11 protein-coding genes are annotated in these 13,105 nt (G+C 42.2%); 7 read left to right on the top strand and 4 right to left on the bottom strand.

Annotated features, from left to right (window positions below; all coding sequences use genetic code 11):
* Positions 1-2: 2 nt before the first annotated feature.
* The 5 genes from D6856_RS09475 to D6856_RS09455 all read left to right on the top strand — a co-directional run bounded on the left by D6856_RS09475 (position 3) and on the right by D6856_RS09455 (position 3,926).
* Complete coding sequence (locus D6856_RS09475; RefSeq protein ID WP_120686666.1) at positions 3-1,061, top strand: L-threonylcarbamoyladenylate synthase; 1,059 nt, start codon at positions 3-5, stop codon at positions 1,059-1,061.
* 39 nt (positions 1,062-1,100) lie between these two features.
* Positions 1,101-1,538 (top strand): ribose 5-phosphate isomerase B, encoded by a 438-nt coding sequence (gene rpiB, locus D6856_RS09470; protein WP_092249098.1) that lies wholly within the window; start codon positions 1,101-1,103, stop codon positions 1,536-1,538.
* A gap of 45 nt (positions 1,539-1,583) precedes the next feature.
* Complete coding sequence (gene upp / locus D6856_RS09465) at positions 1,584-2,213, top strand: uracil phosphoribosyltransferase (protein WP_092249027.1); 630 nt, start codon at positions 1,584-1,586, stop codon at positions 2,211-2,213.
* A 9-nt stretch (positions 2,214-2,222) separates the two neighbouring features.
* The gene (locus tag D6856_RS09460; protein WP_092249024.1) at positions 2,223-2,705 is read left to right on the top strand and encodes a deoxycytidylate deaminase; all 483 of its coding nucleotides are present in this window, start codon (positions 2,223-2,225) and stop codon (positions 2,703-2,705) included.
* A 69-nt stretch (positions 2,706-2,774) separates the two neighbouring features.
* Entirely contained in the window at positions 2,775-3,926 is a 1,152-nt protein-coding gene (locus D6856_RS09455) for a cell wall hydrolase (protein WP_243114065.1), read from the top strand.
* A 3-nt stretch (positions 3,927-3,929) separates the two neighbouring features.
* Here D6856_RS09455 and D6856_RS09450 read toward each other — a convergent pair whose 3' ends face one another.
* Positions 3,930-4,412: a DUF402 domain-containing protein gene (locus D6856_RS09450; protein WP_092249019.1), complete on the bottom strand. Its 483-nt coding sequence runs from the start codon at positions 4,410-4,412 to the stop codon at positions 3,930-3,932.
* 61 nt (positions 4,413-4,473) lie between these two features.
* On the opposite strand from D6856_RS09450, the gene D6856_RS09445 reads away from it, so the two are divergent.
* Positions 4,474-7,041 (top strand): hypothetical protein, encoded by a 2,568-nt coding sequence (locus D6856_RS09445; RefSeq protein WP_120686664.1) that lies wholly within the window; start codon positions 4,474-4,476, stop codon positions 7,039-7,041.
* 4 nt (positions 7,042-7,045) lie between these two features.
* Positions 7,046-10,099, top strand: a complete 3,054-nt coding sequence (locus D6856_RS09440; protein WP_120686663.1) for a glycoside hydrolase family 2 TIM barrel-domain containing protein — start codon at positions 7,046-7,048, stop codon at positions 10,097-10,099.
* A gap of 80 nt (positions 10,100-10,179) precedes the next feature.
* On the opposite strand, the gene D6856_RS09435 is transcribed toward D6856_RS09440, so the two are convergent.
* The 3 genes from D6856_RS09435 to D6856_RS09425 form a co-directional block, all read right to left on the bottom strand.
* Positions 10,180-10,809, bottom strand: coding sequence for a lactate utilization protein (locus tag D6856_RS09435; protein ID WP_120686693.1), 630 nt, complete (start codon positions 10,807-10,809; stop codon positions 10,180-10,182).
* Between the two features lie 66 nt (positions 10,810-10,875).
* Positions 10,876-12,090 carry a ribose-phosphate pyrophosphokinase gene (locus D6856_RS09430; protein ID WP_120656251.1) on the bottom strand — a complete coding sequence of 405 codons (1,215 nt, stop codon included), beginning with the start codon at positions 12,088-12,090 and terminating at the stop codon, positions 10,876-10,878.
* Positions 12,090-13,073: an ATP-binding protein gene (locus tag D6856_RS09425; protein ID WP_092249007.1), complete on the bottom strand. Its 984-nt coding sequence runs from the start codon at positions 13,071-13,073 to the stop codon at positions 12,090-12,092. Before D6856_RS09425 ends, D6856_RS09430 begins: the two co-directional genes overlap by 1 nt.
* Positions 13,074-13,105 lie beyond the last annotated feature (32 nt).

The raw sequence follows: 13,105 nt of genomic DNA, 5'->3' as shown, positions 1-13,105 counted from the left end.
AATTGAATACAGAGCTGGTAGTAATTGATGAAAAGAATATAGATGATGCTGCCAAAGCCTCTATAGATAAAGCCGGTAACATCATAAAAAGCGGAGGACTTGTGGCTTTTCCTACGGAGACCGTTTATGGACTTGGTGGGGATGCGCTTAACAAGCATTCTTCGGAGAAAATATATGCGGCAAAAGGCCGTCCTTCCGATAATCCGCTCATAGTCCATGTATCCGATATGGATGCACTTACCAAAATAGTTAAAGAAGTTCCCGAAGCAGCCAAAAAGCTTGCCGATGCATTTTGGCCGGGACCTCTTACAATGATAATGAATAAGACAGATGCCGTTCCTTACGAGACAACAGGCGGTCTTGATACTGTGGCTATAAGAATGCCAAACAACAAGATCGCTCTCGAGCTTATTAAGGCTTCGGGCGGATATATTGCTGCACCCAGTGCCAACACTTCGGGAAGACCAAGCCCCACGGTTGCCAGATACTGCGTGGAAGATCTTTCGGGCAAGATAGAGATGATAATAGATGGTGGACAGGTGGGAATAGGACTTGAGTCGACTATAGTCGATCTTACCTCAGATGAACCTATGATCTTACGCCCCGGATATATCACTGCGGATATGATAAAAGAGGTTTTGGGGAAAGTCAGCATAGACAAGACCATCATTGACAGTACATCGACGTTAAAACCCAAGGCGCCCGGAATGAAGTACAAGCATTATGCTCCAAAAGGAGAGCTTACCATTGTTCAGGGGCCCATGGAAGAAGTTATTAAATATATCAATGACAAGGCCGCTTGTGCCAAGAAAAGCGGAAAGAGGGTCGGAGTGATAGGAACCGACGCCACCAAGGATAAGTATGTGGCGGATATAGTAAAGAGCCTTGGTGACAGAGAAGACGAGAACACTATTGCTCACGAGCTTTTCAAAGCGTTAAGAGAGTTTGATGATGATAAAGTTGATATCATGTTTTCGGAATCTTTTGATGACAACGGTATCGGTCAGGCAATCATGAACAGGCTTTTGAAGGCAGCAGGACATAATGTTATAGTCCTGTAAAAATATAAGTACTATAATTATATGAAAAGAGGTGTACAAATGATTGCGTTAGCTAGTGACCACGGCGGATTTGACTTGAAGGAGGCCGTAAAAAAGCATCTGGAAGAAAGGGGACTGGAAGTTAAGGACTTCGGTACTTATGACAAGAGCTCTTGCGATTATCCGGATTTTGGAAGACCGGCAGCGGAAGCCGTTGCAAGCGGAGAATGCGAGAAGGGCATTGTTATCTGCACTACAGGCATAGGAATCAGTATTGTTGCCAATAAGGTCAAAGGAATCAGATGTGCACTTTGCTCGGAAGTAACAAGCGCAAGACTTACAAGAGAACACAACGACGCCAACATGCTTGCGATGGGGGGAGGATTTACAGGAGAACTGCTTGCTATGGAGATCGTGGATACATTTCTTGATACTCCTTTTTCGGGGCTTGAGAAGCATAGCCGCAGAATATCCAAGGTTGCTGCCGGAGAGCAGTAATTCCGAACTATGCAGTTACAATAATTAATCTCTAAGGAGGATACTATGGGAAAAGTTGTAATAATGGATCATCCGCTTATTCAGCACAAGATTGGTTATATCAGAAGAATCGATACGGGAACCAAGGATTTTAGGCAGACAATCGGTGAGATTGCAATGCTTATATGTTATGAAGCAACAAGAGACCTTCAGCTTCAGGATGTTCAGATAGAGACACCTATCTGTAAGACCACGGTAAAAGAGCTTAAGGGAAGAAAGCTCTGTGTTGTTCCCATCTTAAGAGCAGGTCTTGGTATGGTTGACGGAATGCTCGCACTTATTCCCGCCGCAAAGGTTGGACATATAGGTCTTTACAGAGACCCCGAGACACTTAAGCCTGTTGAGTATTATTGCAAGATGCCTGCGGACATAACAGAAAGAGAGATATTTGTTGTTGATCCCATGCTTGCTACAGGAGGATCATCCGTGGCAGCAATACAGATGCTCAAAGACAGAGGATGCAGACACATTCATTTCATGTGCATTATCGCTGCTCCCGAGGGACTTAAGGCTATGCAGGAGGCGCATCCTGATGTTGATATCTATGTAGGCGCACTTGATGAGAAGCTTAACGAGCACGGATACATTGTTCCCGGACTCGGAGACGCCGGAGACAGAATTTTCGGAACAAAATAAGGAGAATAGATGAAAAGAGAGGATTATATAACCTGGGATGAGTATTTCATGGGTGTAGCCAAGCTTGCCGCAATGAGATCCAAGGACCCCAATACCCAAGTCGGTAGTTGTATAGTCAGTGAAGATAACAATATTCTTTCTATGGGATATAACGGACTTCCTAAGGGATGTTCGGATGAGGATTTTCCGTGGGAAAGAGACGGTGAAGATGAACTTAGTACCAAATATCCGTTTGTTACGCACAGTGAACTCAATGCCATTCTGAATTACAGGGGAGGAAGCCTTATCGGCTCCAAATTGTACGTATCACTATTTCCGTGCAACGAGTGTGCCAAGGCAATAATTCAGGCAGGAATAAGGACTGTTGTGTACGACAGTGACAAATACAGTACATCTGCATCGACCAAAGCTGCAAAGAGAATGTTTGATGCTGCGGGGGTCCGCTACTATCAATATCAGCCAAGCGGAAGGAACATCAAAATAACAATATAATTACAGTTTGGGGTTATGAAAAAAAGAGGGGTAATCATAATACAAACAAAAATAAAATATAGCGTTTGCGTGTTATTCAGAGCAGTTGCTCTTTTGATGTCGGTAATCTTATTATCGCTATCTTTGGGAACAGATTCTTATGCGACAGATTCGACTAGGAAAAAGCTTGAGGAAGCAAAAGATAAAAAAGCCAAGTCCCAGAATGAACTGAACAGCACTAAAGATAACATTGCCGAGATGAACGAGGAGAAATCTTCTCTTCAAGGCCAGCTTAACACCTTGAACGCTCAGCTTACGGAAGTCAGTAACAATCTCGAAGCAATAGAAGAGCAGATCGGTGACAAGAAGACAGAGATAGAGAATACGCTCGCTGAGCTTGCCGCCGCAAAAGAAACTGAAGAAAATCAGTATGCTTCGATGAAGAAAAGAGTTCAGTTTATATATGAAAAGCAGAACTTTGTACTGGTTGATATGCTTCTTGGAGCCACTGACTTTGCTGCATTTCTTAATCAGAATCATTATATTGAAGAGCTCTCTGCGTATGACAGAAAGATGTTTCTTCAGTATATTGAGACAAGAGAACTGATAGAGGAAAAAGAGGCAACGCTGGAAGTTGAACGCAAGCAGCTCGAAGAGTATCAGACTCAGCAAAAGGCGGAGCAGAGCAGAGTGGCGGGACTTGTTAATCAGACATCGGGATCGATCAAGCAATATGCCAATGATATTTCCGATGCCGAATCCAAGGCACAGGCACTTGAAGAACAGATAAAAGCGCAGGAGCAGGATATCAAAAATCTTGAAGCCAAGCTAGCCGAAGAGATGCGATTGTCCAAGCTTGCCGCCGCTTCTACCTGGAGAGACATTTCGGAGGTGACATTTGCCGAAGGAGACAGATATCTTTTGGCAAATCTTATTTACTGTGAGGCGGGATCTGAGCCGTATGAAGGAAAGGTAGCTGTAGGAGCCGTTGTTATCAACAGAGTTTTAAGTTCTGTATATCCCGATACGGTTGTGGGAGTGATATATCAGAACAGGCAATTTTCTCCTGTGGCAAGCGGACGACTTGCACTTGCTCTGGCAAACGGTAAAGCAACAGCATCCTGTTACCAGGCAGCAGATGAAGCTATGAAGGGCTATTCTAACGTAGGAAACTGCGTATATTTCAGAACTCCGATACCGGGCCTTTCGGGAACCAATATCGGAGGACATGTTTTCTACTGATATTTAGTTTTGAATATGATCTTCAATCGGTTTTATAAGATTAGACATACCGTTTTTGTTGATTTCATCAAGGAGTCTGTTCAGTGAGAGCAGACTCTTTTTAAGAAGAGATTCATCTATAAGCTTTTTTTCAAAAGCTTCGGAGAGCTCGTCAAGATCGACAACGTTCATTTTGCCGTTGGGATATATTATTACATCCGCAAGAAGATCGATAGTGGTAAGAGTGTTGTCTGATTTGTTATAATCATAGGTGACTATGTCGCAATACCAGCAACAAAGAGACCCATCCGGTTTGAGAAACTTACTGACTTTATAGCCTTCGTTCAGATACAGACATGAATAACCGTGAGAAAAGTCATGTACCTTTCCCAAGGTTTTCCACTTGGTGACTAATATAGAATCGTTGCATTCAAGGATCACATCATCTTTTAACTTGATGGTCTCATCGGGAATGAAGCGTTTACGATAAAGAATAGGATTTTCCATAGTATTCCTTTCCAAATCTATATTATGAAAATCTTACTATTAAAGAAAATGAAAGTCAATTATGCGAGATAATTCAATCAAAAAAACGATAAGTAAAATTGCATATTTTATAGTCATTTTTATTCTGACGATCATAGTACTCGGACATCTGGCAAAAGGCGATCATGCGGATATGACTGCTAAGATGTCGGAAGCTACGCTTCCAATAGTTACTATTAAGGAAGATGGCAGAGATATAAACACCATGCACGGTTATATCTCTGATGTTGACGTGGCTAATATCAGAGGAACCGTTGTGCCTCTGGGAGAGAACAGATCGCTTTCTTTTAACATAAATACTTACGGCGAAGATGTCACGGATATCGGATACGAAGTAAGGAGTGTAGATGGCAAAGGCCTTGTAGAGAGCGTTATGTTGACCGACTACAAAGAGGATAACGACACCGTATACGCCGATATTCAGCTTAAAGATCTGATCGATCAAAACAGAGAATATATGCTTGTAGTATTTATGAATACTGATATCGGAAAGGCCAAGTATTATACAAGATTTATATGGACAGGTGCTGATGAACGCTATCATGTAAAGGACGAGCTTGATTTTGTTCTTGGTTTTTCCGGCGCGACATTTGATACCGCCAAGGCAAAAGAATATTCCAAGTATCTTGAAACAAGCACTGAGACCGATCATGCCACACTTAGCAAGATCAATATCCACAGCACGATGGATCAGATCACATGGGGGAAGATAAAAGATAAGATATCCAAACATACGGAACCTGAGATCTATATAACGGATATTCATGAGCAGACAGGCTGTTATGAGCTTAAGTACAGAGTAAGCGTCAAGGACGGTTCTACTGTAAGTGACTATGACATCGTTGAGGATTTCAGAGTCAGATATACTTCTGAAAGAATGTATCTCCTTGATTATCAGAGAAGTATGGATTATGTGTTTGATTCCGATTCATATTCCATTACTCCCAATTCGATAGATCTTGGAATTTCCGATCCCGATATAGAGTTCAAAGAAAGCAGCAGCGGAAGTGTATTTGCATTTGTAAACAGTGGCAGATTGTATTCATTTAACAATACCGAGAATAAACTTGCATATCTCTTTGGCTTTTATGATTCGGATAATGATGATATCAGAGCAAGATGGAACAGAAACAGTATCAAGATACTAAGTATTGATGAAGCGGGTAATATAAAGTTTGCGGTTTCCGGATATATGAACAGAGGTATCCATGAGGGATGTACGGGAATTGCCGTATATGATTACAATTCATCTATCAATGCTGTTGAAGAACTTGTATTTATCGAGAGTAATAAGTCGGCAGAAGTGATCACAAGCTATGTTGACAAGCTGGCATATGTCAGCAGTAATGATATTTTTTATGTAATGCTTGATCAGAATATATACGAGGTGGATCTGGTCGACAAAACATCCAAGGCGGTTGTAGAGGATATTGGTTCGGGAACGTATAAGATATCCAAATCAAAGAACGTTATAGCATGGCAGGGTGATGAACTGACATCACTTAACGTTATGAATCTGAATACCAGGGCCATTACGCCTGTTGAGGCTAATCCCGGAGAATACATTATTGTCCTTGGATTTAGAGGAGAGGACCTTGTGTACGGAACGGTTAATCTTTCGGATATCAGAAACGACCAGATGGGTAATCCCATCTATGCTATGTATAGTATGAAGATTCAGGACAGTGAAGGTAATATTCTTGAGGATTATCATCCAAACGGAATATATATCACCGGTGTAGATATTCGCGGTGATATGATCATTTTATCAAGAGCGGTCAAGGATGCTGAGACGGATTCATATGTTCCTACCTACGATGACCCGATCACATACACATTGCCGGCTGAAAAAGGAAGTAATACTGTTGCGACCGTTGCAGAGGAAGGATATGAAAAAGTCACACGTATACTGACCAAGAGTGAGGTTAAGGTTAAAGAGATAAGGGTACTTACTCCTAATCTTACTCTCTATGAAGGTGACAGAAATGTACCTGTTTCCAATGATAGGGATATAGAAAAGAATCCTTTGTATTATGTATATGATATAGCAGGAAGCGAAAAGACATATTCCGATGCGGCTTCAGCTGTTATTGCCGCTGAGCAATCTTCGGGAGTGGTTGTAAGTGATAAAAACAATTATGTTTGGTACAAAGGTAATCGTAAAGCGTCCAATCAGATTATGGACATAACCAGACGAGCTGAAGAATATGAGGATATGACATCCAAGAATTCTGCGGCAGTCTGCATTGACCTTATGCTACAATTTGAAGGCGTTAACAGGAATGTTGAGGCGCTTATTTCCGGAGGGGAGAGTGTTGGACAGATTCTTGATGAGTCACTTCCCAATGGAAAAGTGATAGATCTGGACGGATGTTCACTGGATTCGATCTTATATTATGTGAATAAAGAAACTCCCGTTATGGCAATGCTAAGCAATGGTGAATCAGTGCTGATCATTGGTTTTAACGAACAGAATACGGTTATTGTCAATCCTTCAACGGGAAATTGGTACAAATACGGAATGAACGATTCCAAGAAATTATTTGAAGAGAACGGAAATCATTTTATAACCTATCTTAGGGAGGAATAATAAAATGAAGTATTTCGACTTTGGTATGGTAAAAGATCCGAAGATATTTAAGACTGGAGTTTTGCCGGCGCATTCGGATCATACCGCATATGCGTCAACAGATGAACTGGAAGAGGGCGCCAGCTCGCTTGTAGTGTCTTTAAACGGCACATGGAAATTCCATTATGCCAAGGAGTGTAGCTGCGCCATACCGGGGTTTGAAAAAGATAACTATGACTGCAATTCATGGGATGACATTAAAGTGCCATCCCATATGCAGCTTGAGGGATATGATATCCCTGCATATATCAATTATCAGTATCCGTGGGATGGAAAAGAGAATATTGAGTTGGGAGAGATTCCCACTAAATTCAATCCCGTCGGAAGTTATGTAAAATACTTTACTTTGCCGCTTCTTTGGAAAGACAAAGAAGTGCATGTCGTGTTTGACGGAGTGGAGAGCGGATACGCGCTTTGGCTTAACGGGAACTTCGTGGGCTATAGCGAAGACTCTTTTACCCCTTCTGAATTCGATCTTACGTCTTTTCTAAGAGAAGGCGAGAATAAGCTTGCGGTGCAGGTATTTAAGCACACAAGCGGAAGCTGGTTCGAAGATCAGGATTTCTACAGATTTTCAGGTATCTACAGAAATGTTTTCTTAAAGCTGATTCCCGATGTACACCTTGAAGATATAAAGGTGAGGACTCTTTTAAATGACGATTTTTCCGAGGCGGAGCTTGAAGTTACGCTCAAATATAATGAGGCTGTCGGAACGACCGATTATGTGCTGCTTAGGAATAATCACAAGGTTTTAAAAGGAACTGTTGATAATGACAAATCGGTTGTGATAAGTGAAACCGTACATGAACCTGTGCGGTGGAGCGCGGAAGATCCGCAGCTTTATCAGCTTGTTCTTTATGTAAACGGTGGAGATAAAGAAATCTGTGAGGTTATAAGGCAGAACGTAGGCTTTAGACGGTTCGAGTTAAAAGACGGACTGATGCTTATAAACGGAAAGCGCATTGTGTTTAAAGGCGTAAACAGGCATGAGTTCTCATGTGACAAAGGAAGAGTCGTTTCCGATGAGGATACGCTTTTAGATATCATTACGATGAAAAGAAACAACATCAACGCCATAAGAACCAGTCACTATCAGAACTCTGCCAAAATATATGAGCTTTGCGATATCTACGGACTGTATATGATCGCAGAGAACAACATGGAGACGCACGGAACCTGGACGTACACATGGGATGATGAAGAACGAAGAGAAAATGCGATTCCGGGGGACAGACAGGAGTGTCTGCCCGCATTGCTTGATAGGGTCAATTCCACTTATCAGCTTGATAAGAATCATCCGAGTGTGCTTATCTGGTCTATCGGAAATGAGTCTTATGGCGGAAAAGTTCCGTATGAGATGAGTAAGCTCTTTAGAGAACTTGATCCCGACAGGCTCGTTCATTATGAGGGTATTTTTAACGACAGAAGATATAATGACACAAGTGATATGGAAAGCCGGATGTATGCTCCGGTAAAAGATATTGAGAAATATCTTTCCGAGCACGATGATAAGCCGTTTATATGCTGCGAGTATACGCATGCAATGGGTAATTCTTGCGGAGGTATGTTTAAATATACGGAGCTTGCAGACAGAGAGCCGCGCTATCAGGGCGGCTTTATCTGGGATTTTGTGGATCAGGCTATCAGAAAAAAGAACAGATTCGGCGAGTATTATATGGCATACGGCGGAGATTGCGGCGAGAGGCCGACCGATTATAACTTTAGCGGAAACGGAATAGTTGACGCTAACAGAGAACCTTATGCCAAGATGCAGGAAGTTAAGTACAACTACAGGGATATCAAAGTCTTTGTTGAGGATTATAAGGTCAAGATCATTAATAGGAGTCTTTTTACCGGAACTTGGGAATACGACTGCGTAGTGATCCTTGAAAGAGACGGAAAAGAAGTTATGAGAAAACTCATGGCGACAGATGTCCCTCCTCTTTCCGAAAAAGAGTATGATCTTCCGGAGTCTGTTGTAAATAAGCTAATGGTGACCGGCGCGGGAGTATTTGATGAAAACGGGCCGTTTCCTCTGGACGAATATGTGGTGACAGTATCATTTAGACTGCGCGATGATACACTATGGGCTAAAAGAGGTCACGAGGTATCTTTTGGACAGGGAATATATAGAAATGCAGCTGCAACATATATTACCTGCAGTCCAATGGAAGTTGTAGACGGAAAGTTTAATATTGGAGTACATGGCAAGAATTTCTCGGTTCTTTTCTCCAAGGATAAGGGCAATATTGTTTCATATAACTATGCGGGAAAAGAGCTTATAGAGGGAGTTCCGAAACCTAATTTCTGGCGAGCGCCCGTAGATAACGACCGTGGAAACAGAGAGCCTCAGCGCTATGCACAGTGGAAGATTGCAAGTATGTACGCAACGTCGCAGCTTGAAGATGTGGACAGTGACGAGAATTCCGTATCTGTAAGTTATAGGTTTACACTTCCCACAACTCCTGAAGCTTCAGTGCTTGTGACTTATACGGTTACCGGCGATGGAAGAGTATGGATAAAAGAGGAATATGAACCGGTAGAAGGTCTTTCGGAAATGCCTGAGTTTGGAATGATGTTTAGATTCAGTGCGGATTATGAGAATGTGGAGTATTACGGAAGAGGACCTAAAGAGAATTATGTAGACAGATGCATGGGAGCAAGGCTCGGACTTTTTCAGACAACAGCTACGGATTGTATGGAGAAGTATCTACGTCCACAGGAAACCGGAAACAGGGTAGATGTAAGATGGGCGAAGATCACGGATAAAGACGGAAGAGGTATTCTTTTTGAAGCCCCCGATACGATGAATTTCAGTGCAATACCTTATGCGCCTGAGGAACTTGAAGCGGCTATGCATCCGTTTGAACTGCCGCGTGTGTGCAAGACTGTAGTCAGATGCAGCCTTATGCAGATGGGTGTTGCGGGAGATGATACATGGGGATCCAGGACGCATGAAGAGTTTCTGCTTCCGAGTGATAAACCGATTTCATTTATTGTTAGTTTTAAAGGAATATAAATAATGAAAAAACGCGGGAATGATCTAAGGTCATTTCCGCGTTTTATAATGCAATTATTTCTATAAATATCAGTTCTTTATCAGAATCCGAGATTATCGTTTACAAGGATCACATGAATCCTGTCCGCATGCTTGGAAAAGCGAGTAATAAGGAATTGGCAGCAGATAGTATCGGGTGATTTACAATTCATGCAAGAACCGGTCTTTGCGCAAGGAGTATTAAGTCCGAAGCGCTGTGCATTTATAGGAGCCGCAACGTTTCTTGCTCTCTTCATGGCACCGTCGACATCATCGCATACCTTGTTCATTCCGACTATAAATACAACCTTTTTGGGACCCTGAGCAATCGCAGATACACGATTGGCATTGCCGTCAATGTTTACAAGGATTCCGTCCTCAGTTATGGCGTTGGCACTTGAAAGGAATACATCGGCGTCGTATGCGGCGAGCATTGCAGCACGCTTGTCAGTCATCTCGTTTCTGTCGATGAAATTGTAATTGCCGTTTTTAAGAGCATCTACAAGTCCGATCTCAACGGCGCTCATGGCACCGCCCATTGTTACTGTGCTGTTTTCGGGAATTATGCTAAGTGCGATCTTAAGAGCTTCTTCTTTGTCCTTGGCATAATAACCTGTCATATTACGTGATTCAAGTCCGCTTATTACTTTCTTGGATAAGAGATCGTTTCTCTTAGTAATGTTTTCATTTATTGCCATAAGAACCTCCTATCATGATCCCGGCGCTTGCCCGCCGAAATATAGTTTAGCCGGTTACAGTCAGATCTTCTTTTCTGCCTCAAGAGAAGCTCTGAGCTCTCCGCTGTTATATCTCTCAATGATGTTGTTGATACGCTCAACAGGATTGAGAAGGTCGCTTATTGAAGCATCGTGGTTAAGTGTATCGATAAGGTAAGCGATGTATTTACTCATGTCGCAGCTGATATACCATTCACGAGAGAGAAGCTCAGGTGTCTGATATACGAGGTTAGTTGTAAATACTCTGTCGATAAGTCCTTCTTCGTAAGCTTTATCAAATGCTGCAAGTCCGCCTGTGAAAAGACCGAATGTAGAGAATGCATATATTCTTGCAGCCTTGCGCTGTTTAAGTGCCTTGGCAACATCGAGGATACTCTCACCTGAAGAGATCATGTCGTCTACGATGATAACTGATTTACCCTCAACGCTTGTTCCGAGGAACTCGTGTGATACGATAGGATTTCTTCCGTCTACAACCTGTGTGTAGTCACGTCTCTTATAGAACATTCCGACATCAAGGCCAAGAACGCTGGCAAGATAGATTGCTCTGCTCATACCGCCTTCGTCGGGGGAGATTACCATCATGTTGTCGGAGTCGATCTTAAGATCCCATACATTTCTGAGAAGGGCCTTAATAAACTGATATGTTGTTCTTACGGTTTCAAAACCGTTGAGTGGAATAGCATTTTGAACTCTCGGATCGTGTGCATCAAAGGTGATAATGTTATCAACACCCATGTTTACAAGCTCCTGAAGAGCTATTGCACAGTCGAGAGACTCTCTTGAACTTCTTTTGTGCTGTCTTGATTCATAGAGGAAAGGCATGATAACAGTGATTCTTCTTGCTTTTCCGCCGACAGCAGCGATTATTCTTTTAAGATCCTGATAATGATCATCAGGAGACATATGATTTTCTTGTCCGAAAAGAGAATAGGTTTGTGAGTAGTTACATACATCTACAAGCAGATAAAGATCATCACCGCGAACGGATGCCTTAATTACACCCTTTGCCTCACCTGTTCCGAATCTCGGAACTTCGGCATCGAGAATGTAAGAGGGGCGCTCATAACCTGTGAAGGCCAAGCTTCCTTTGTGTTCGTTCTCTCTTTCTGCTCTCCATTTAACGAGGTAGTAATCGACTTTTTCCGCTAAAGGCTTAACTCCCTTAAGTGGAATGATTCCTAGGGAACCTACAGGAATAGTTTCCAGATTACGTTTCTCTTCTCTTTTTGGCATTACTGAAAATCCTCACTTTCTTTTCTGGCAATCTTTTTGATTTTACGAATGTCCTGTCCGGTTAATTTAAGAAGCGTGTAATTGCTGGTTACTCGCGAAAAGATTCTTTCCGAATAGGTTGCCTGTAATTCTTCCAGAGAAAGGTTGGTTGTAATGACAGTAGACTTTTTTCTTAAATCTCTCTCGTTGAGGCATGAGAAAAGCTCAGATGCCACAAAGCTGTTGGTTCGCTCTGTACCGAGATCGTCAATTATCAGCAGTTCGCAATTGTATATATCATCATATATACTCTTAAGCTCCTGCTTGTTACGATAGTCGAATGAGTTCTCGGCCAAGAGTTCAAACAGTCCCGAAGAACTAAAATAAATAACCGAATGCCCTTTTTTGAGCAATTCGTTGGCAACACATGTGGACAGGAATGATTTGCCAACACCAACTGTACCATAAATAAATAGATTTTGGTAGTCGGAGTTAAAATTATTTATAAATTTTTCTGAAGCTTTTACAGCTCCCTGAAAACGCTTTAAATCCTCGCCTTGATAGTACTTGTCTGTAAGGAGTTTGAAGTTGGCTGTTTTGGCCAGAGTTTTAAGATTGGAACGGTCATAGAGAGTTTCTATGATCTTTTGTTTGAAACAGTGACACTTTTCGTTGCCGATATAGCCGGTATCCTTACAGTCACTGCAGGTATAACCCATATCAAGATAATCGTCGGAGAAACCTGCCTCAGTCAAAAGAGTCTTCTTTTGGCGTGCAAGCTCTTCCAATTCACGCTTAAGAGCGCTTTTGTCCAGTCTCTCTCCGGAAAGAAGTCTTCTTCCGAAGTCAACACTGGCTGTTGCAGTCTTGTCTTCGAGCTCTTTGTAGCCCGGAACGGTATCATATACGTAGCGCTGTCTCTCTTCAAGCTCCTGCCTGTGGAGCGCGCGTCTTTCTTCGTATTCATGCATTATTTCATCAAATTGAGCATTTGAAAGTGCCATGTGATTCTCCTCTTAGCACAAAGTTATGCCCT

This window comes from Butyrivibrio sp. XB500-5 (assembly GCF_003625505.1).
GTDB lineage: Bacteria > Bacillota > Clostridia > Lachnospirales > Lachnospiraceae > Butyrivibrio.
This window is presented reverse-complemented; position numbering and strand designations above follow the sequence as displayed.